The sequence below is a fragment of the Poriferisphaera corsica genome, from assembly GCF_007747445.1.
Taxonomy (GTDB): Bacteria; Planctomycetota; Phycisphaerae; order Phycisphaerales; family Phycisphaeraceae; genus Poriferisphaera; species Poriferisphaera corsica.
The window spans coordinates 4,092,272-4,112,829 of the sequence record NZ_CP036425.1 but is presented as its reverse complement, the minus strand read 5'-3'; the positions used below and the strand labels follow the sequence as shown (position 1 = coordinate 4,112,829).

General features: G+C 48.3%; 15 protein-coding genes. 8 read left to right on the top strand and 7 right to left on the bottom strand.

Annotation, left to right across the window (positions count from 1 at the left end; translation table 11 throughout):
• Nucleotides 1-99: 99 nt before the first annotated feature.
• A complete protein-coding gene (locus KS4_RS16680; protein ID WP_145080880.1) occupies nucleotides 100-951 on the bottom strand; it encodes an AsmA family protein in 852 nt (283 codons plus the stop codon).
• A 214-nt stretch (nucleotides 952-1,165) separates the two neighbouring features.
• Between KS4_RS16680 and ribD the strand changes: the two genes are divergently transcribed.
• The 4 genes from ribD to KS4_RS16660 all read left to right on the top strand — a co-directional run bounded on the left by ribD (nucleotide 1,166) and on the right by KS4_RS16660 (nucleotide 6,991).
• Complete coding sequence (gene ribD, locus KS4_RS16675) at nucleotides 1,166-2,323, top strand: bifunctional diaminohydroxyphosphoribosylaminopyrimidine deaminase/5-amino-6-(5-phosphoribosylamino)uracil reductase RibD (protein ID WP_145080877.1); 1,158 nt, start codon at nucleotides 1,166-1,168, stop codon at nucleotides 2,321-2,323.
• Between the two features lie 44 nt (nucleotides 2,324-2,367).
• Nucleotides 2,368-3,039: a CatB-related O-acetyltransferase gene (locus tag KS4_RS16670; protein WP_145080874.1), complete on the top strand. Its 672-nt coding sequence runs from the start codon at nucleotides 2,368-2,370 to the stop codon at nucleotides 3,037-3,039.
• Nucleotides 3,040-3,110: 71 nt separating this feature from the next.
• Nucleotides 3,111-4,349: an anhydro-N-acetylmuramic acid kinase gene (locus tag KS4_RS16665; protein ID WP_145080871.1), complete on the top strand. Its 1,239-nt coding sequence runs from the start codon at nucleotides 3,111-3,113 to the stop codon at nucleotides 4,347-4,349.
• Nucleotides 4,350-5,029: 680 nt separating this feature from the next.
• Nucleotides 5,030-6,991, top strand: coding sequence for a methyl-accepting chemotaxis protein (locus tag KS4_RS16660; protein ID WP_145080868.1), 1,962 nt, complete (start codon nucleotides 5,030-5,032; stop codon nucleotides 6,989-6,991).
• 222 nt (nucleotides 6,992-7,213) lie between these two features.
• Here the strand turns inward: KS4_RS16660 and KS4_RS16655 are convergent, their stop codons facing one another.
• Nucleotides 7,214-7,411 carry a hypothetical protein gene (locus KS4_RS16655; RefSeq protein ID WP_145080865.1) on the bottom strand — a complete coding sequence of 66 codons (198 nt, stop codon included), beginning with the start codon at nucleotides 7,409-7,411 and terminating at the stop codon, nucleotides 7,214-7,216.
• 387 nt (nucleotides 7,412-7,798) lie between these two features.
• A complete protein-coding gene (locus KS4_RS17780) occupies nucleotides 7,799-7,972 on the bottom strand; it encodes a hypothetical protein (protein ID WP_200761382.1) in 174 nt (57 codons plus the stop codon).
• A gap of 52 nt (nucleotides 7,973-8,024) precedes the next feature.
• On the opposite strand from KS4_RS17780, the gene KS4_RS16650 reads away from it, so the two are divergent.
• Nucleotides 8,025-9,947, top strand: coding sequence for a transketolase C-terminal domain-containing protein (locus KS4_RS16650; RefSeq protein WP_145080862.1), 1,923 nt, complete (start codon nucleotides 8,025-8,027; stop codon nucleotides 9,945-9,947).
• 53 nt (nucleotides 9,948-10,000) lie between these two features.
• On the opposite strand, the gene KS4_RS16645 is transcribed toward KS4_RS16650, so the two are convergent.
• Nucleotides 10,001-10,492 (bottom strand): cytochrome c oxidase assembly factor Coa1 family protein, encoded by a 492-nt coding sequence (locus KS4_RS16645; RefSeq protein WP_145080859.1) that lies wholly within the window; start codon nucleotides 10,490-10,492, stop codon nucleotides 10,001-10,003.
• 214 nt (nucleotides 10,493-10,706) lie between these two features.
• Here KS4_RS16645 and KS4_RS16640 point away from each other — a divergent pair, with 214 nt between their 5' ends.
• Nucleotides 10,707-12,080 (top strand): FKBP-type peptidyl-prolyl cis-trans isomerase, encoded by a 1,374-nt coding sequence (locus KS4_RS16640; RefSeq protein ID WP_145080854.1) that lies wholly within the window; start codon nucleotides 10,707-10,709, stop codon nucleotides 12,078-12,080.
• A 4-nt stretch (nucleotides 12,081-12,084) separates the two neighbouring features.
• Here the strand turns inward: KS4_RS16640 and KS4_RS16635 are convergent, their stop codons facing one another.
• From KS4_RS16635 to egtB, 3 genes are all read right to left on the bottom strand, one after another.
• On the bottom strand, nucleotides 12,085-12,543 hold the full coding sequence (locus KS4_RS16635; RefSeq protein WP_145080851.1) for an FHA domain-containing protein: 459 nt from the start codon (nucleotides 12,541-12,543) through the stop codon (nucleotides 12,085-12,087).
• Nucleotides 12,544-12,805: 262 nt separating this feature from the next.
• The gene (gene egtD, locus KS4_RS16630; protein ID WP_145080848.1) at nucleotides 12,806-13,804 is read right to left on the bottom strand and encodes an L-histidine N(alpha)-methyltransferase; all 999 of its coding nucleotides are present in this window, start codon (nucleotides 13,802-13,804) and stop codon (nucleotides 12,806-12,808) included.
• A gap of 21 nt (nucleotides 13,805-13,825) precedes the next feature.
• Nucleotides 13,826-15,211 carry an ergothioneine biosynthesis protein EgtB gene (gene egtB, locus KS4_RS16625; RefSeq protein WP_200761381.1) on the bottom strand — a complete coding sequence of 462 codons (1,386 nt, stop codon included), beginning with the start codon at nucleotides 15,209-15,211 and terminating at the stop codon, nucleotides 13,826-13,828.
• A 322-nt stretch (nucleotides 15,212-15,533) separates the two neighbouring features.
• Here egtB and queC point away from each other — a divergent pair, with 322 nt between their 5' ends.
• Both queC and KS4_RS16615 read left to right on the top strand, forming a co-directional pair.
• Nucleotides 15,534-16,283: a 7-cyano-7-deazaguanine synthase QueC gene (gene queC, locus KS4_RS16620; protein WP_145081791.1), complete on the top strand. Its 750-nt coding sequence runs from the start codon at nucleotides 15,534-15,536 to the stop codon at nucleotides 16,281-16,283.
• 236 nt (nucleotides 16,284-16,519) lie between these two features.
• Entirely contained in the window at nucleotides 16,520-20,164 is a 3,645-nt protein-coding gene (locus tag KS4_RS16615; protein WP_145080846.1) for an autotransporter outer membrane beta-barrel domain-containing protein, read from the top strand.
• Nucleotides 20,165-20,558 lie beyond the last annotated feature (394 nt).

Below are 20,558 nucleotides of genomic sequence, written 5' to 3'. Positions count from 1 at the left end.
GGCATGGAATTGAGGTTTTTGAAGCGGGTGTTGGTATGAAAAAACCCGCGTAGGTGTACGCGGGTTTGTTGAGTTGTCTAACAGAAGAATAGGCGAGGGTTACTTTGAGCCGGCTTCTTCTTTTGAGCCGCCGAAGAGGTTGCCGAAGCCTTCTTCGAGGGATTTACCGCTGCCTTTGATGGCTTCGTTGAGTTCTTGTCCGCCGGGGATATTGCCGATGATGTTGCCAAGTGTTTCGGAGGAGTATGAGCCGATGTCGCCGATGCCGTTGACGCCGTTTTGTAAGCCGTTGAGCATGAGCTTGGGTAGAACCTCGGGTGCGTTTTCAATGACGGACTTCATGATGGCTTCGATGATGATGCCGGTGACTTGTGAGAGGACGACGCCGGAATCTGTGCCGGAGCCGATGTCTTTGAGTTGTATTTTGGGGATTTTAACGGGGTAGTTTTGTCCCTCGTAGTCGACGTTGACTTTGATGTCGGTGATGAGGATTTCGTTGATAACGAAGCCTTTTTGTGAGCCTGTGTCGCCCTGCTCGGATTTTTTGGCGTCTTCCTGGAGTTTAGACATGTGGTCAAAGATGGGTTGGTAGTTGGTGCTACCTTTGTTTGAGATGATGTTGAGATTGAGGTCGTTGAGTTCGAGGAGAGGGATGACGACGGTGTCTTGGCGGAGGGTTGAGAGTTCGACGGCGGTCTTGCCGTTTTTGAGGTCGAAGAAGGTTGTGTCGCCGAAGGATGGGGGGTTGTAGATTTTGAGTTCGGTGAGTGTGAGTGAGCCTTTGAGGATACCGACGTTTGCGGCGGCGAGAGTGGATTTTGTGCCGGTGGCATAGTTTGCGGCGTACTCGATGCCGCGACGTGCGATGGTATCGATGTAGATGTAGAGGATAGAGACGATGATGAGGACGACGATAAGCAGTGCGATGACGCTACGGATGATCCATTTCATATTCAGGCTCCGGATAATGGATTTGTATGGTGCGATTGGTTATATGGTTATTGATGAGGGTGTGCGTTGTGCGGTCAATCATGAAGTAAACCAAATATATTGTCGGTTGAAAAATGATTGGCGGCCTAAAATTGCATCGGCGAGCGTATGCTATACGATTTTGTAATGGGGATGTATATTTTTTGAATCGAGATGGATAAGGGAAAACAGGGTTATGAGCAGATTGCAGCCGAGAGATGTGACGTTTATGCGGCATGCGTTGGATTTGGCGATGCAGGGGCGGGGATATGTTGAGCCGAATCCGATGGTGGGGGCTGTGATTGTGCGGGATAACAGTGTTGTAGGGTCGGGGTATCACCAAAAATATGGGGATGCGCATGCGGAGGTTGAGGCGATTAAGGATGCGCATGAGAAGGGTGTGGATGTGAAGGGGTTGACGATGTACGTGAATTTGGAGCCATGCTGTCATCATGGGAAACAGGGGCCGTGCGCGGATGCGGTGATCGAGGCGGGGCTTGGGAGAGTTGTGGTGGCGATGGAGGATCCGTATGAGGAGGTGAGCGGTGCGGGGATTGAGAAGCTGGTGAAGGCAGGAATTGAGGTGACGGTAGGTGTGTGCGAGGAGCAGGCGCTGAAGTTGAATGAGGCGTTTGTGAAGCGGGTGGAAAGCGGTTTGCCTTGGGTGATGTGTAAGTGGGCGCAGACGGTGGATGGGAAGACGGCAACGACGACGGGAGACAGTAAGTGGATTAGTTGCGATCGGTCGCGGGAGATTGTGCATCGGATCAGGGGGCGGTTTGATGGGGTGATGGTGGGTGTGCGGACGGTGGAGATGGATGATCCGGTGCTGACGGCGCGGGGTGTGGTTGTGAAACGTGTTGCGAGACGGATTGTGATTGATCCGAATTTGCGGTTGCCGCTGAATTGTAAGTTGTTGAAGGAGGATGGGCCTGAGGTTTTGATTGCGGCGTGCGGGAAGGTTGCGGGGGAGGAGCGAGAGCGGGTGAAGGATATTGAGTCGTTTGGTGCGAAGGTTGTGCCGGTGACAAGACGGGAGGATGGTCGGCTGGATATGTGCGCGTTTATGCGGCTGCTTGTGAAGGATTATGGGATGACGAATATTCTGTGTGAGGGTGGTGCGAATCTGACGGGGTCGCTGTTTGCGGATGAGTTGGTGGATCAGGTGTTGGTGTTTGTGTCGCCGCGGATTGCGGGGGATCAGGATGCGATGAGCGCGGTGCATGGGCATAATTTGCATCATATTTGTGATACGCATCAATTGCAGCTGGATAATGTGAAGCAGATTATGGATGACGTTTTGATTGATTATCGGGTGATCCATCCGAATGGGCCGGAGCATCGTGTGTTGTGAGCGCGTTATGGTTGGGGTGGTGAAAAGAAGTAGGAGGTGATGAGATGACGTTACTGGATTCGACGAAGAAGCATCCGATGGTGATGCCTGATGGTATGGTGGTTGAGGATATTGTTTATCTGAAGCAGGTGATTGATCATCCACGGTTGGAGGTGGGCGAGTTTAGTTATATGCATACGTTTGAGAGGGATGTGACGGATTATTGCCGGCTGTTGTTGCCGTATTTGTTTCCGATGAGCTGTGAGAAGGTGGTGATTGGGAAGTTTGTGCAGATCGCGCATGGAGTGAAGATTGTGACGCAATCGGCGAATCACAAGATGGATGGGATTTCGACGTATCCATTTATGAATTTTATGATGACGGAGGAGACGACGGCGGAGGATATTGATGCGATGTTTGCGCGTGGTGTGGATCGGGGTGATACTGTGATTGGTCATGATGTTTGGCTGGGGATGGATGCGGTGGTGATGCCTGGTGTTAAGATTGGTGATGGTGCGATCATTGGAACGCGATCGTTGGTGGTGAAGGATATCGAGCCGTATACGATTGTGGGGGGGAATCCGGCGAAGGTGATTCGTAAACGATTTTCGGATGAGGTGATTGAGGTGTTGGGGGAGGTGAAGTGGTGGGATTGGCCGATTGAGAAGATTGAAGCGAATGTCGAGGTGATTCGTGGGGGTGATGTTGAAGCATTGAAAAAGCTGAGTGGCATGTAGGGGGTGCGAAATTCGTACGGTTGTTGGGTGGGAAATACGGTTTTGAGGAGCGATGCGAAAAGGGGGGTGACATGAGCGCGGGGGGGATGTATCCTGCGGGGATGAGTGATAAAGTCAGATATATCGTTGGTTGTATGACAGGGACGAGTTTAGACGGGTTGGATGCGGCGTTGGTGCGCGTGGTAGGAGAAGGGATGTGGATGCGGGCGGAGTATATGGGGATGATGAGCCGAGATTTGGGAGAGCTGGCGGATGTGCTGGCTGAGTTGGCGACGGGGCGGGCGCATGATGCGATTGAGTATATGCGTGCGGCGAGGCGGTTAGGGGAGTTGTATGCGGGCGCGGTGAGTGAGGTGTGTGAGCAGTATTTACCGAAGGGTGAGAAGTTGGATTTTGCGGTGTGTCATGGTCAGACGATCTGGCATGCACCGGAGGATGAGGTTGGGAAATTGAGTTGGCAGTTATTTGATCCGTGGCCGGTGGTGAGGTTGTGTGGGGTGAAGGTGTGTTATGACCTGCGGCAGGGGGATTTGATAGCGGGTGGTGAAGGTGCGCCGATTACGCCTGCGGCAGACTGGTTCTTGTTCGGTGAATTGGGAATGAGGAAGCATGTGATTAATCAGGGCGGGATTTGTAACTTTACGACGATCCCAAAGGGGGATCATGCAGAAGAGGTGATGAAGGGGATTAGCGGCGGGGATCGTGGCCCATCTAATCTGTTGATAGACGGGGTGATTAGTCGGCTGATGGGGAAGGGGTATGACAAGGATGGTGAGGTGGCGCGGTCGGGTCAGGCGAGTGACTGGTTATGGGAGAAATTACAGGAGGATGCGTTTGGGCTGAAGGTTGAGGGAAAGACGACACTTGGGCGTGAAGATTTTGATGAAGCTTTCTTTGAGAAGCTGATGGGGATGTGGCCGGCAGAGATGAGTGATGCGGATAAGGTGGCGACGGCGACAGAGGCGGTGGCGCATGTGGTGGTGCAGAGTCTGTTAGATTCGGATGCTTCTGGAAGTTACGAAGCGGGAGGTCAGGGAGATGAGAAGGTTGAAGTGATTTTAGGTGGGGGCGGGGCGAAGAACTGTTATTTGGTGGAGCGGATCAAAGCGATTGCGGAGACGCGTGGTGAGGGGCGGTATTGTGTTAAAACGAGTGATGAGGTGGGGATCCCGGCAGATGCGCGTGAGGCGATGGGGTTTGCGGTGCTGGGCGCGATGAGTGAGGATGGGATAGCGGCGACGTTAGAGAAGGTGACAGGGGCAGATCGGCCGGAGCTGGCGGGGGCTTGGGCCTATCCGTCGAATAGATAGTTTTGAGTAGATTTGATTAAGGCCTAATGACGGACATTTTTTGATATGAGATTGGTATACGCTCTGCCAGTGGGGAGATTCTGAGAGAGTGTGTTTCAAATACGCTGTCACCGGCGATGGCAGGCTTGAGAAGAATCATTCTGACAAAAAAGTGATAGGTAGGGTGATCATTGTTTGATTGTATTTCGCTTGTTTTTAAGAGGAAATGCTGGGGATGTGTATGCGCCGATTAGATGGTAATTGATAAAACTAGGATGAAAACAGTGCGGCATGAATGAGAGCTGTAAAGCTATATGATTAAAGGTTTTCCGAGGGAATATGTTGCTTTGTTGGTCAATATGAAGTGTTTTTTGTTTAAAGTGATTCCAAGTTTAAGTGATGGTGGGGAAGACCCGAAAAAAGGCAAGTTGACAGTTTGAACGAATGTTTGACGTTGACATAGATCTGTATAGGGTAAGCTGATTTGTATGAGGCGGCATGTCTTATATAGAAAAGTGGCTGTAGGGGGCGGGGCAGGTCTTAATAGATTTGGTTGCCAGGGCAGCGGCTGAATTGTAATCACTGAAAAGAAGAAATGAGAAGCTGCATGTAAGCGGGGCTTATGCTGCGGTTGTTATGAATGTATGTCATCGTGTTGATGCATGAAACTTAATTTGTAGATCAGACGGAGGAGTCGAAACGTGGGCAAACCCAAGAAGCGTTGTATGCGGTTTAATTGTATGTCGGTGCGGATGAAATTGTTGTTGGGTATTGGGGGGATTTTGCTATTGAGCGGTGTGGTGTTGACGTGGTTCACGTTGGATCGGTTGGATCACTTTATTACGGTGGCTGAGCAGAACGAATTGCATGAGAACGGGTTGAAGGTGCTGGGCGCGATTGGTGCTGAAGAGCGTATGGCAGTGTCGTTGGCGGAGGTTGTGGCTGGGAACGCTGAGGCGAGGCGGATGTTTGCGGCGAAAGATCGCGCGGGGTTATGGGGAATGTATGGTGAGGGGTTTGGGAAGATGAAGGAAGTATATGGGGTGAGGCAGTTTCAGTTTCACTTGCCGCCGGCGGAAAGTTTTTTGCGGGTGCATAAGCAGAAAAAATATGGGGATGATCTGTCGGGTTTCCGCAAGACGGTGGTGATGGCGAATGAGACAAAGCGGCCGGTGAGCGGGTTGGAGAAAGGTGTTGCGGGGTTAGGGATACGTGGTGTTGTGCCGATGTTTGATGTGGCGGGAGGTCATGTTGGGACGGTTGAGTTTGGGATGTCGATTGATCAGCAGTTTTTTGACGAGCTAAAAGAAGAAGGCGGGGTTGATTATGTGATGTATATGCGGCAAGGCGAAGCGGGGAAGGCGGGCGGGGTGCTTGAGGTGTTTGCATCGACAATGGGCGAAGTGGATTTGCTTGACGGAGAAAATCTGGCGGTGGCGCTGGATGGTGAAGAGCATATTTATCATATTGAGTATGAGGGGAACCCAACGGCGGTGTTCACGACAGTGATCCGTGATTATCAGGGTGAGATTGTAGGTGTGTTGGAGGTGGTGAAGGATCGTAGTGAGTACATGGCGATTCGTAAGCAGATTCAGTATGCGACGATGTTGATTTGTGCGCTGACGTTGTTGGTGAGTATTGCGGCGACGGGATGGTTTTTGCGTGTGATGGTGAAGCGGCCGATTGATGAGGTGGCGGGGGCGATGGAGCGGATGGCGGATGGCGATATGCGGTTCAGGTTTGAGGTGAGTAAGAAGGATGAGATCGGTCATCTGCAGAGGAGTTATAACACGTTTGCGGATCGTGTGAGTGATGTGATTTCAAAGGTGGGTGAGAGTGCGCAGGAAGTTGCGCTTGCTGCTGAGGAGGTTGCGGAGACAAGTGATCATATTGCGGATGGGATGCGCGAGCAGGCGTCGCAGATCGAACAGACGGCAAGTGCGGTTGAGGAATTGTCGGTCTCGGTGGATGAGGTGGCGACGCAAAGCCATGATGCGACACAGGAGGCGATCCGCTCGGGCGAGGTTGCGAATCAGGGTGGTGCGGCTGTGAAGCAGACAATTGATGATATTAATGAGGTATCAGAACGGGTGAAGCATGGGGCGGAAAGCGTGAACCAGTTGGGTGAGCGCGGCCAACAGATCAGTGAGATTCTGACGTTTATTAATGAGATCGCGGATCAGACGAATTTATTGGCGCTGAATGCTGCGATTGAAGCGGCGAGGGCGGGTGAGTACGGGAGGGGGTTTGCGGTGGTTGCGGATGAGGTGAGGAGTTTGGCGGACCGGACGACGAAGGCAACCAATGAGATCGCGCTATCGATCAAGACGATGCAGAGTGAGACGGCGGATGCTGTTGAGTTGATGAATCGTAGTTGTGAGCATGTGCAGGTGGGTGTGGAGCATGTGAGCGAAGCTGGCGATTATCTGGAAGAGATTGTTGCGTCGGCAGATATGGTTGCGAAGAAGGTTGAGGGGATCGCAACGGCGAGTCAGCAGCAAGCGCTTGCGAGTGAGCAGATTGCGCAGGCGGTGGAATCGATTAGTAGTGTGACGAAGCAGTCGCAAGACGCGACGGAGCAGGCTGCGACGGCGGGCCATAACCTGGCGAAGCGGGCGGAAGGAATGATGGAAGTGATTTCAGGCTTCAGAATTGCGGGGTGATTTCCCCCCCCCTCCCTTTGCTCCGCTTCCTTCCCCTGAACCCCCGGTGATTTATCAGGTTGCAGTTATTCGACTGGCATAATCAGGCAGTAGATTGAGGTGGTGGAGGATGGGTTTAAGTTTTCTTATTATTGATATAGAAAAACTGCGGCCGATGGGTCGCAGTTTTTTGTTGGTTATGTTTGATGTTGTCTGGAAGTGAATCCAAACAGGGGAGGTGGGTTATTGAGCGATGCGGGTGATGACGGCTGGGGAGGTGGTGTTGCGTACCCAGCGAGATTCGCGGCCACGTCGGCCGTGTATGGAGGTGAGTCGTGCGAGGTATTGCTGGAGGTCTTGCTCGTCGAAGTGGCCGAGGTATTCAGGCTTTGCGGTGCGGTTGCGGTTGCGGATAGCCTGGATCATTTGTTCTTTGCTCATGGTCGGTCGCTCCTTGCGCGTTACACATCGATTCAGATTGGCGAATCTGGTTGATGCTCGTCCTTGAGCGTGAGATAAATATGGCGCTTCCAGCTAAGTACGAATCGGACATAAAAATGGGAAAACTTGAGGATGTAACTGGAGTGGACTTAGGGGATGGTCGAGGGTGATGTTCTCGGACGTGAAAAAGTTATCGGTCGAGGCTGGTGGGGGTGATGTGATCGTTGAAGTGGTGGGGGGATGGGGAAAAAGGGGAGAATTGAGCGATTTTGACGATTTAATGGGTGATGTGGTTGATTGAGGGGGATATTGTTGGGAGAAGGCTGGGGAAGGGGGGATGTGGTTTGGCTTGGCGGGTAAAGTGTGAATAATGTGCAGGCGTACGCTTCAAGGTTCGCGGGGGCAGACCTTGAAGCGTGTGACGTCGCCAAGATGTGTGGGTGAGTTTTTAGTGCGTTTTGCGGAAGAATTTGAACCGTTGGCTTGTGGGTCAGTACGTTGGATATGAGCGATGGCAGGTTTCTGCGGCTGAATGATCCAATTGAGACGGTTCAAAATCATGAAGCAAGATGTTTTAGCAGATCCTGAAAGATCGAAATCAAAGGACTTAATGATGAGTTCAGCAGCAACGAAGCCGTTTCCGATTGATTTGAATGCGTTTGTGCCGATGGAGCTAGATCCGGGGCAACCGAGGTTGACGGCCGAGCAGAAAACACAGTTGGAAAACAATATTGCGTTATGTCGTGACGCGATTATCTTTTTTACGGCAACAGGTGCTGCGAAAGGTCTAGGCGGACATACGGGCGGGCCATACGATATCGTGCCTGAGGTATTGATTGCTGATGGGTTTATGCGTGGGACGAATCGGGTGGTGGACAAGTATTTCGACGAGGCGGGTCACCGTGTTGCGATTCAATACTTGATGAGCGTGCTGAACGGGTTTATGCCGGCGGAGAAGTTGGCGGAGTATCGTGAAGCGAATTCACACTTGCCGGGGCATCCGGAGCTGGGGTATACGCCGGGTGTTGGGTTTAGTTCGGGCAGGTTGGGGCATATGTGGCCGTATGTGAATGGTGTGGCGATGGCGAATCCGGAGAAGGCGGTTTTCTGCTTTGGGTCGGACGGTTCGCAACAAGAGGGGAACGATGCGGAGGCTGCACGTTTTGCGGTGGCGAAGGGTTTGAATGTCAAGGTGATTGTGGATGACAATGACGTGACGATTGCGGGTCATCCGTCGAAGTACTTGCCGGGATATTGCGTGAAGAAAACGCTTGAAGGGCATGGTGTGAAGGTGCTTGAGGGGCATGGTGAGGATCTGGATGATCTGTATGGACGGATGTGTGATGCGGTGAATACGCCGGGGCCTGTGGCGCTGATTAATAAGCGGCCGATGGCGCCGAAGATTAAGGGGCTGGAGAATTCGCCGCATGGTCACGATGTGATCAAGGTTGATCTTGCGATCGCGTATCTTGAGGAACGTGGTCATGGTGAGGCGGCTGAGTATCTTAAAGGTATTGATAAGCTGAAGGATGGAACGACGTACCGCGGTTCGAATGGTGATTCAAAGGGTTCGAACCGTAATGTTTTTGGCAAAGTTGTCTCGGATATCTTAGACAAGATGACGCGTGAGGATCGTGTGGCGAAAGTTCGCTGCATTGACTCAGACCTTGAGGGGTCATGTGGGCTGAACCATATCCGAGAGCGTCATCCAGAGGTGTTTGAAGCTTCGGGCATTATGGAGCGTGGTAATTACTCAGCTTGTGCTGGGTTCGGGATGGAAGAAGGTAAGCAGGGAATCTTCGGGACGTTCTCAGCGTTTTTGGAGATGGTGATCAGTGAGATCACGATGGCGCGCTTGAATAAGTCAAACGTGTTGGCCCACTTCTCACATGCGGGTGTTGATGACATGGCGGACAATACGTGTCACTTTGGCATCAACAACATGTTTGCGGCGAATGGCCTAGAAGAAGGCGACAATACGCGGCTTTACTTCCCGGCTGATCAGCATCAGATGCGTTCACTGCTTGAGACGGTGTTTGATGATGCGGGGCTGCGATTTGTGTTCTCGACACGGTCGGCATGTCCGGACATCTTGACCGAAGACGGGAAGGATTACTTTGCACCGGAGAATGGTTACAAGTTCCAGCCGGGCAAGGATGAAGTGATCCGTGAAGGGACGGCTGGGTATATCGTTTCGTTTGGTGAGACGTTGTACCGGGCGTTGGATGCTGTTGAGCAGCTCAAGGCTGAGGGTATTGATGTAGGTTTGATCAATAAGCCAACGTTGAATGTGGTTGATGACGAAATGCTTGAAAAAATCGGCAAGAGCGGATTTGTGCTGGTTGCTGAATCGTTTAATAAAGATACAGGTCTTGGTTCAAAAATGGGGTCGTGGTTGCTTGAACGCGGCTTGACCCCGAAGTATGCACATCTCGGTTCAACCAAAGAAGGCTGTGGCGGTTTGTGGGAACAGATGCAGCATCAAGGGCTGTGTCCGGAAGGTATTAAAGCGAGTGTGAAGAAACTACTCGGCTAATAGATTGTTAGATGTGGAATTGACAAGCTCTCTGTGAATGCAGAGAGCTTTTTTTATTGTTCGGTAGGTGAGTCAGTTGGTTCGGTGGGCTGAATAATCGCAATGGTTTGATCGCCAAGATTTGTTCGGGTATAGACGAGTAGCGACGTGGTGGTCCAGTTGTCGGATTGCGGGTTATCGCGTTTTGCATTGTGTTGAACGGTTGCGTCACCATTTGGGCCGGAGATGTTGAAGATCATTTGGCCGGTGGTTGGGTTCTCCTGGCTTTGGGCGAGGAAGCCGGCGTCAAGGGGTTGACCAAGAGCGGCGATGACTTGTGGATTGGTTTGAACTTGCTGCCATGCGGAGGTGTAGAGTGGCGAGTGATTGGTGGCATAGATACCTATGATTCCGCCGATGATGAGTGCGAGAGTGAAGAAGCCGGGCCCCATGATGAGAACCCACTTGAAGTTTCGCCGCCACCAATCAAGGGTGGCGTCGGCCTGCATGGTGCGTAATTTGGGATCGGGGTGCTGCTGAGGTTTTTGTTTATGACGGGCGAACATGCGGTTTCTCGTTTGAATCAAGATACGGGCGAATCGATAGCGATATGATAACGATGATTGTGGTCACTGACACGATTTGGTTGGTACAATATTGGTTGATGAGGGGTAGGATTGGCGTAAAAAAGCATACTAGACTGTCTGTATAGTCGATTATGCATTTAGATCAAGATTAATAACGCGAGAGCGTTTGTAAGTAGATAAACGAGGGTGCGATATGCCGATCGTTGTGAATAGTCCGTTTTCAGGTAAGCCGGTGAAGGTGAGGGACGAGGATGTTGGCCGCGCGATCCGTGATGAAGAGAAGCGTATCTTTTATGTGGTGCAGCGAGCATCAGGTGAAGGATTTTATGGTGCGCCAACGCGAAAGGGTTCAGAGAAGGACGAGCAACGATACGATAACCTGATGAATAAGGTTGATCAGGGTGAGAGTTTTGCCAAACAGCAATTGCAGACGGCGATACATGATGCGCGTGGAAAGAAACGAAAGCTCTCGCCAGCACGTGTGATTGCGTTTTTATTGTTGCTTGCAGTTATTGGTTTTATTGTTTGGTATTCGATGTTTGATGGTCAGCAGATAATTAATCAATATTTAAATGAACCGAACGACACGTACGAGGAAATAATCATTGAAGAGGAGATCGTCGTTCCAGCAGAACAAGCGCCTTCAAGGCCTGATGCAGAGACGCCGAATTCAAATGATCTTGAAGAAAGAACGGAGGGGAATGTGTCATGGGGTAAGCGGAGTGTTGAGTCTGTAGCGTTAGCTTCGCCGGGTCGGCTCATTGGTTATATGGCGGCGACTGATCGGGATGGACCGGATGATGATCCGGGAAGTGATCAGGCTAATCAAAAGATAGATGAAGGTGAGGAGGCTGCAGATGATGCAGCCTTTGTTGTTTTACCATCGGGTGTGAAATACTGGATAGATGTGAAAGGAGATGAGGATAGGGAACCTGCAAAGGCAGGGGATTGGGTGGAGATCGCGTATCGCGCATGGCTTCCAGGTGGCGTGCCGGTAGGAGCTTCTGAGGCAGAGAAGCCGGTGGGATTTGTGTTGTGGTCGGGGGACGCATCGCGTGGTTTTGATGAGGCGATCAATGGCATGTATCCAGGAGAACGTCGTACGCTAGTGCTGCCGCCCGAGGTGATGAGGGGAGATACGTTAATTGAGCGTGAGGATGACGAACCGATTGATAATACTCTAATGTGTGAGGTGCACTTAATCAGTGCTAAGCCGGGTATTGATATTGATGTGTTAAGGCAGGGGGTTGGCCGGGTGACGAAGCCGGGAGATAAAGTGGAATTAGCGTTTATTGCGCGAGTTGTCGGAGAAGACGAGCCGTTTATGAGTAGTGATCGTGGGGGAGGCTATCAGCCTTTAGTATTCGTGATTGGGGATCGATCAGTGATTCGTGGTTTAGATTTAGCGGTGACAGGCATGGCCAAAGATGAGACGCGGCGTGTGTGGATACCCTCGTATTTGGGGTATGGTGAAAAAGGATTCAAGCCGCTGATTCCAGAGAATGCGAATTTAGAATATGTGATCACATTGAGGGATTTATCGAAGAAGCCAGAAGATGGGTCATGATTTATTAGTATTGGTTATCAGCAATCGTAATGGCATTTTGTGAGTGTGTGCCATTGTTGAGCTGTTCTAACAGACGATCTCGCTTACTCGTAAGCTGATCGATGAGAGAGAGATATCGTGCCCGCATTTGTGCAGTAAATCGCTCAACAGCACGGTATTCATCGAGATTTTCATGTGTATAGATCATCAGGGTGTAACCGATCTGTACCAGATCGTTTTTGATCAGTTTTTTAGTATGTTTGATCTGGTGTCCATTAATAATCAAACCATTGCGGCTACCCATATCTGAGATATAGTATTCGGAATCACGTGGATCAAATGAGATCTTAAGGTGCCTGAATGACACGAAGCAGTCATTGATTTCGGCAAGAAGGCTTTCATCTCGACCAAAGATTAATGAACTTTCGGTCAGACTATACCAGTCCCCCATATTCATTCCGGACAATATAACGATCTTCGGCATTGCAAACTCCTTAAATGGTGTCGATCGCGCTGACGTATAGTTTTGTTTATATGAAAACGTATCAGATGTTACTCTATTGATAGATTAGAGATACGATCGAAATTATGTGAAAGATAGTGAGATCATTCATTTATTAGCTAAGCCGAGATGCTTATTTTGTATTTAGAATGAAAAGCATGCAAGCCCTAGTTGTTCGTAGTCGATTAGTATGTCTACCTACTTCGTCAATGAATTATCTGTAAATGAGATTGGAATCTCGAAGTTAAGATACTTTACGCATTTGTTGCGGGGAGTATTGCATTTGTAAGTGTAGATTTTTACTCGTGAGATATTGAATACTGAATAGATTGTTGCGATCCGTCCAGACGTGCTGAACGTTGAATGCGCTTGCAGTATCTGCAAACTGATCGAGTGAATACTTGTAGGAATATTCTGTTCGGATTGTTTCGTGTTTTTCTAGCGTGATATTGCTACCTGGAAAATTAATTATCTGTTTACATTGACTGATCAAGTGCATTTCGATGCGACCCAATTGCTCATTCCAAATTGCTTTATGCTTGAACTGATTTGGTTTGAAGTTGCTGCCTGTCATGCTGTTGATGTGCGAGAGAATATTTAGATTGAATTGAGCTGTGATTCCTTGCTTATCATTGTAGGCATTGATAAGTGTTTGTTTGTCTTTGTGAAGGTCGACGCCAATGAGTAGACCACAATCTTTGCCACCAATACTTGAAATTCTGTTAAGAAAACTTGTAGCCTCATGAGGCTGAAGATTTCCGATCGTTGATCCCGGGAAAAAGAAGACTGTTTTTCCAACATGTCGGGTAGGGATTGGTAACTTAATGTTTCTATGAAAATCTGCACAAATTGGCACGACCTCAATATTAGGAAAGTCACGCTTAATGCGCAATGATGACTCGATTAGGTGGTTTCTTGAGATGTCGATTGGGATGTACATACTTGGGTTGATCAAACCCATGAGTAGAAATTCAGTCTTATTGCTGCTACCACTGCCGAGTTCTGCGATCATTGTATCTGGACCAAGTTCGTCAGCGATTGAGGGTAGGTTATCCTGAAGTATGCCGATTTCGGTTCTTGTTGGATAATACTCAGGTAAATGGCAAATCTCATCGAATAATTTCGAGCCAGTATGATCATAAAGGTATTCGCATGGCAAGTATTTCTGCTCAGCGTTTAGCCCATGTTTTAATGTTTCAAGAGGATCGCTTGATTGATGATCGTAGTTAATTACTCGTAGCATACAAATCGATTCCAGTTACAATTAATGATCTTTGGCTAGACGAATTCCAGTGAATTGCCAGCGCGTTTCTAATGCCCAGAAATTTCGGTATGTCTTACGGATATGATCACGTGGTGTTGCGCATGATCCGCCACGTAAGACCATTTGATTGCACATGAATTTACCGTTGTACTCACCCAATGCGCCATCTGCAGGTTGATAACCGGGATAGGGTGCGTATGGGCTAGATGTCCATTCCCACAAGTTGCCGTACATATGGTTGGCCATATTTTTGCTTGGGTGATAAGTGCGGTTTTCGAGAAAGTTGCCTTCTATAGGCATGTTATCACAGACTAGTTCCCATTCTTCTTCTCTTGGCAGTCGATAGCCAGCCCAACGTGCAAATGCATCAGCCTCAAAATAGTTTACGTGGCAAACAGGTTCGTTGATGTCTAACTCACGCTTACCCATGAGTGTGTACTGATACCATCGATCATTCTCTTTGAACCAATATAAAGGCTTTTCATATTTTTCAGCTTGAACCCACTGCCAGCCTAAAGATAACCAATATTCAGGGTTCTCATATCCGTCCGCCTCTACGAATGCGAGGTATTCTCCGTTCGTAACTAATCGGCTGGCTATGCTCGCGTCGTGAAGGTATACCTTGTGACGAGGTTTTTCATTATCAAAACAAAATCCACGATTTAGCATTGCCCTAATGCTTTGATTATTAAGTTTATTCGTTTGATCTGATGTTTTGGTGATTGCATCTTGTCGTAATGCGCTCGGATGGCTGTGCCCAATTTTATATACGCCGTCCGTAATTCTGATCCACTGTGTGTCCTGTTGTGATTCTAAAGTTTTGGTATCTGTGCCTTTGATATCAGGAAATGCAGGTAAGAGTGGGTTACTTGAAAAAATGTGCTTAATGTCGGTCAAGATAAGCTCTTGATGTTGTTGTTCGTGATTAATTCCGACAATGAGCAGACTGAGAATTTCAGCAATATTATTCTTTGATGCAGTCTTAATTAATTTTTTTATATAGTTATCAACATGACCACGATAAGCAGTTACCTCATTGACTGTTGGGCGTGATAGGTAGCCCCGGCTGGCTTGGCAGTGCTGAGGACCGATAGCGTTGTAATATGAGTTGAATAGAAACAAGTATTGCTCGTTATAAGCAATATAGTTTTTTAGATAAGGCAAAAGTAAAAACTGTTCGAAAAACCAACTGGTATGTGCAGCGTGCCATTTAATCGGACTGACGCATTGCATAGTTTGCACCACGCAATCTTCCGGTTCCAAACAAAGGTATAGCCTATTCGTCTGCTCACGTACGGATTCATATGCCTGCACGAGTTGATCATGTATGTTACCCGCGAGGTAATTTTTAGCAGTTTGTGTATGAAGCCCTTTTTCTTTTGGCACGAAGTATCCCCTGATCGACTGGCCATATAGATCCATTGACACCGTGACTAGAACATCGTCATTGGTTGAGGTGTTTCAGGATATTATCTGAATCCATGCTACCGATCTTATGCAGCAGTATTGGCTGTTTGCTATGTATGGCTAAGATCACAATCGGTTTTTGTGTTTGCATGGTTAATCTAATCGGATTAAACCTTGTCTTTTGTGACATCACTACAGGTTTACCAGCCTATGTGTTTTGTATGGCATATTTGTGGCTGGACTCGCGAGACTCTAAAATGGCTTGTTCGTGCAAATTTGATGATGTATTGAGGTAAGTATGATGTCCACGCCAAACCAAACTCAAATAACAGCACGTCCGAAAACAGTCCTGACTTTTTCGGGCGGTCTCGATTCAACCACTCTCCTGTATTACTTGCAAGCAGAGGGGCATGATACGCTCACACTATCCATCGATTATGGGCAACGACATAAAGTTGAACTTGATTATGCAGAAAGAATCTTACAACACTTGGGTATCCAGCATCATAAAACCATCGACCTTCATTGCATGAATGATCTCATGCAGGGTTCTTCTTTAACACAGCCCGATATTGATGTGCCGCTTGGCCATTACGAAGAAGAATCAATGAAGCAAACGGTTGTTCCAAACCGTAACATGATCATTCTCTCACTTGCTGCCGGTTGGGCGATTTCTAATCAAGCAACTTATATCGCCTATGCCGCTCACGCAGGCGATCATGCCATATATCCTGATTGCCGTCCGGAGTTTGCAGATGCATGTGCAAAAGCGATTGAACTTGCGGATTGGCACATCGTGAAACTAATACGCCCTTTCGTTGATAAAACAAAAGGTGAAATTGTGAAGATCGGCCAAGAACTTGGTGTCCCCTACGAACTCACCTGGTCGTGTTATCAAGGCGGTAGCATTCACTGCGGCGCTTGCGGCACCTGTATCGAACGCCGCGAAGCATTCATGCAGGCAGGTGTTCCAGACCCAACAGTTTACGCAGATGCCGCCCCAAGAATGACGCTCGATGATGCCGGCAACGCAGAGATCCATTGGCAGTAGTTTGGTTTATATACGAATTTAAGTGCTGTATTTAAACCTCAGGCTATTAGCGGTCAGAGTCGCAATAGACATGCACATCAAGTAGCATATTCAACATTCTTTAGCCTGTGATCCAATTGCCACGCAATGCAATTCGGGGCTCAAATTTATTTCCGTCACAACATGCTTTAAGTATGAACCGACTTGTATGCGCAGGTCTTTATCCCTGCCATTCATAACGATCCGTGGAGCAATACATGAATAATATCTGCCGCTATAGCACAGCTACTCTTTTGAGTGCGTTTACTGTGATGTCGACTGGTCTGGGATTATGCCAATCCATTAATGCCGCACCATACAACGCAGAGATCAAACAGCACATCATCGAGGATTCAACGACAAATGCATTAGCATGTGGCTCATTCGATTCCGATGGTGTCAACGCGACATTCACGAACGAATCCTTCATGTATGCGAAAAACACCGGCCGCGGTGATGCATATGGCATTCAAAGCCTCGGCATTGTCAATGCCAACGCTATTCTCGGCGAAATCTATACTGAATCAGGAACCAGTGAAACGCAATATCCACCATCTTATGGATCCTACTCTTACTACGATTCGATGGGTATTTATTGCAGCAAAGACGTCAGTATTGCAGGTGATGTTTCAGCGAAGATAACAGCCATCATCAAAGGCGTTAATAGCCACCAAAATAATAAGATCCGCGCAGCCGGCATCTTCTCAAACGGCGATATCGTGATGGGTGATATCACACAAGATGCGACTATTGTCGTATCTGCTGATGTAGAATATGGGGTTGGCAACGGCATCTATGCTAAAGACACCATGATAATCGGTGATGTAGCTGGGCAAATTTATGTGAAGACCGGCCACCATGGTCGTGGCTTATCCGCAAGCGATAATCTCATTCTTGGCGATATCTCAGGATCCATCATTGTTGATGACAGCGGTATTGGTGCAACAGGAGTGAGTTCAGGCGAAGTTCTGACGGTTGGCAATATCACAGGCACCATCGCTACACGAAGTTCCGGCTCTGCACACGGGCTGAGTTCCTACAAGGCGCAATCAATCGGCGATATCTCAGGTATTATCGAATCAGTCAGCGGTGCAGGTTACGCTGCGCGAGGAATCTATACTTCTAATTCTGATTTGCAAATTGGCAAAGATAATGGTTCCGATGACACAGTTGGTATCAGGGGTACGATCAAAGCAATCAGCGGCGATTTAGGCACACCGATCGGAGACAATCCAAGCCGGGCTTATGGGTTACATAGCAACGGTAACCTGACTGTTGACGGCGATATTACAGGCACAATCTCTGCATACGCCGCAGGCCAGCCCAAAGAAGATTCCGGCATCGTTTTGCCTCCGTGGACAGGTGGCGGCGTCATCATCATCGGTGGCGGCGGTACCGTGGTCTATAACGGTACAGGGAACAGTATTTCAATTGGATCGATAGGGGTTGACGGAAGCATCATGACAATCGACGGCAATGCATCCATCGGATTATCTGAATACACGCTGACATTTAGCGCAGCAGAGGAAACTCCTCCAGTTACACAAGTAACAGCAACACTCACGACTGCTGAACCAGTTGCGATATCCGCTGCAATATACTCAAGTAAAGATGATGGAACGATCAACCTCAATAATATCACAGAGGACGCAACACTAATCGCTATCGCTGAAGGCTTGAATAGTGAAGCTTATGGCATCCTGTTACAAAGCGAAAATGATAACGATGACAGCGGGTCTGTAACGGTCGGCAATATTGATGGTCAAATCGTTGTCGGTGCTAACCGAAAAGCATACGGCATTCTATCAGAAGATCACCTCATAATTGGTAATGTTTCAGGTGTGATCAGTGTGCAGGCAAATGGTTACAGCAATAGCGGAAATAGTTTGGAATTACCCGGTGCCACTGAAAATGTTTTCGGTGCTGCTGCAGGTATTGTCAGTAGCGGTGATTTCTCAATCGGTGAAATCAGTGGTGCGATACGTGTTCATGGAAAAGATGCAGCAATTGGCATTGCTTCTTATGGCACTCTGGATACCGTTGTCTCAGGAACAATCGCAGCTACAACAACCGACGGTAATTTCAATTATGCCATCAACTCGCACACAGGCAACGATCGACTAACACTGAAGGATGGCGCAGTCGTCATTGGTGATATTGATCTAGGCAGTCAGGATGTTGGTGAGGCAGATATTCTGACACTCGAAGGCTACGGGACATACAACGATACGCTGCACAATATTGAGCATATCAAGGTCAATAGCGCAGTCTCACTCATTGTTGGCTTTGATGATTTGGACGCTGTACAGAAACAAGCTGCAATCATCAGCTCAATTCATGAAACCAACACTTGGAAATTATCTAAAAAAGCAGCCGTCGACCAGCTTGACGTGTACACCGGCTACTTGAAGGTTGATGGCGGTGTTGAGATCTCAGGAGCCTTGAACCTAGCATCAAATGCAGGCATGATTTTTGAATTAACCGATGATGCAACCGTCACCGCACAATCGATCAATCTTGCCGACGGCTCACGCCTTATCACCCAGCAAGGCGAAGCAATCCTCGAACAAAAAATATACACCATTCTTGATGCCGAAAATGTGATCACTGACAACGGTGCAATCATCGCAATTAAAGACAGTGCTTTAATTGACTACGAAATCTATGACGCATCACCAAGTGATAAGAAGCAGATCATAGCAACTCCTACATCACTGGATTCTGTAACCTCATCCTCTAACGACGGGATCGCAACATCGCTCCAGGCTGCACTGAATAATGCTTCAGTAGGCCAAGAGATCAAAGATTACGTTGCCCATCTGCAGACTCTCAGCAACGCAGAAGAAATCGATAAAGTCGTACGCAAATTGTCTCCGCAAGCATCAATTGGTGTTGCCGATGCAACTTCCAATGTCTCCACTGGCGTTACAAATCAACTCACCTCACGTACAAGCTCCGCGAGCCGCAGCAGCTCACTTGCACAATCAGGTCTGTCGAACGAATACCCGATCCTGCTCGCAGGCCCAGCCCTTCGTGATAAAGATGGCTACCAGGCATGGGCATCAACCTTTGGCTCATTGTCAAAGCAAGATGATGACGGCCTAATTAACGGCTACAAATCAAAAGCACTCGGCACACTCGTTGGCCTTGACCGCCAAGGTGAAAACGTTCTGGTCGGTTTCGCACTCGGCTACGCATACGCTGACATTGATACAAATAACTCAAACAGCTCAACGGAGCTGGACGCACTCACCGCAGGTTTCTACGCCGCATACCAGTCTTCAGCAATCAAGTACGAAGCCGGCTCGATTTACACGTTAGGCATGTCAGACTTTGAACGTGAAGTCCCACTCAATCAGACTGCCGAAGCAGACGATGTTCTTTCTCATACATTCACAAACTACATCGGCGCAAGCTATGAAATGAGATTGCAGGATGACCGGATTTCACTATCACCTAACGCTCAATTCTCATATACCTACTTCACACAAGAGTCATACTCAGAGTCAGGCGTCGGCAGCCTCGGACTTGATGTCGATTCATTCAACAACGACATCATCACCGCAACCGTCGGCATAAAATCCCAATACCGTCACAGCGACCAATTAACCCTCAACAGCTCGCTTCTATATAAGTACGATTTAGTGAATGACGCCCCCACAGTCGAGTCATCCTTCCAATCAGTTGGCTCAACTCCATTCAAAACCACAGGACTTGAAACAGACAAGAACGCAATTGAGTTAGGTGCCGGTCTGGATTATCAAATCAGCGATCGTTTCAAAGTGTCTTGTGATTATTCATACGAACATCGCAGCAGCTTAAAAACTCAAAATCTGACCTTAGGCTTAAATCTTCTGTTCTAAAAAAGCAAGGAATCCAAGCACGCAGTAGTGATATCGCAACGATTGAAAGTAAAGTGAGTTGAGTAGACCATACTCGACTCACTTTTTTGTTTTGATATAAATCTACCGCACTCCCAAACATAGTTCGCGTGCAGAATGAAAGAGAACAATTGCTTCGGAGTGTAAAACAAAAACCCTTGAAAATAAGGGATTAAGGGAATTAAGCGGGAGATGGGACTCGAACCCGCGGTACGAGAAGAATCCGTACGACGATTTGGCAACTCTCATTCGGTGAATCATAAGAGAAGAAATACAAAGAATTTATAAAACCAAAAAAATGTAGAGTGCGCAGAATAGCTTTCGACCAAAATTTGTTATCTGTACCGTTTCTCTTTTTCTATATCTGAATCTGGTC

What these genes read in the sequence shown, in the direction of transcription:
- KS4_RS16680 (WP_145080880.1), bottom strand. Translation starts at nt 951, where the DNA reads ATGAAATGGATCATCCGTAGCGTCATCGCACTGCTTATCGTCGTCCTC.
- ribD (WP_145080877.1), top strand. Translation starts at nt 1,166, where the DNA reads ATGAGCAGATTGCAGCCGAGAGATGTGACGTTTATGCGGCATGCGTTG.
- KS4_RS16670 (WP_145080874.1), top strand. Translation starts at nt 2,368, where the DNA reads ATGACGTTACTGGATTCGACGAAGAAGCATCCGATGGTGATGCCTGAT.
- KS4_RS16665 (WP_145080871.1), top strand. Translation starts at nt 3,111, where the DNA reads ATGAGCGCGGGGGGGATGTATCCTGCGGGGATGAGTGATAAAGTCAGA.
- KS4_RS16655 (WP_145080865.1), bottom strand. Translation starts at nt 7,411, where the DNA reads ATGAGCAAAGAACAAATGATCCAGGCTATCCGCAACCGCAACCGCACC.
- KS4_RS17780 (WP_200761382.1), bottom strand. Translation starts at nt 7,972, where the DNA reads ATGATTTTGAACCGTCTCAATTGGATCATTCAGCCGCAGAAACCTGCC.
- KS4_RS16650 (WP_145080862.1), top strand. Translation starts at nt 8,025, where the DNA reads ATGAGTTCAGCAGCAACGAAGCCGTTTCCGATTGATTTGAATGCGTTT.
- KS4_RS16645 (WP_145080859.1), bottom strand. Translation starts at nt 10,492, where the DNA reads ATGTTCGCCCGTCATAAACAAAAACCTCAGCAGCACCCCGATCCCAAA.
- KS4_RS16640 (WP_145080854.1), top strand. Translation starts at nt 10,707, where the DNA reads ATGCCGATCGTTGTGAATAGTCCGTTTTCAGGTAAGCCGGTGAAGGTG.
- KS4_RS16635 (WP_145080851.1), bottom strand. Translation starts at nt 12,543, where the DNA reads ATGCCGAAGATCGTTATATTGTCCGGAATGAATATGGGGGACTGGTAT.
- egtD (WP_145080848.1), bottom strand. Translation starts at nt 13,804, where the DNA reads ATGCTACGAGTAATTAACTACGATCATCAATCAAGCGATCCTCTTGAA.
- queC (WP_145081791.1), top strand. Translation starts at nt 15,534, where the DNA reads ATGTCCACGCCAAACCAAACTCAAATAACAGCACGTCCGAAAACAGTC.
- KS4_RS16615 (WP_145080846.1), top strand. Translation starts at nt 16,520, where the DNA reads ATGAATAATATCTGCCGCTATAGCACAGCTACTCTTTTGAGTGCGTTT.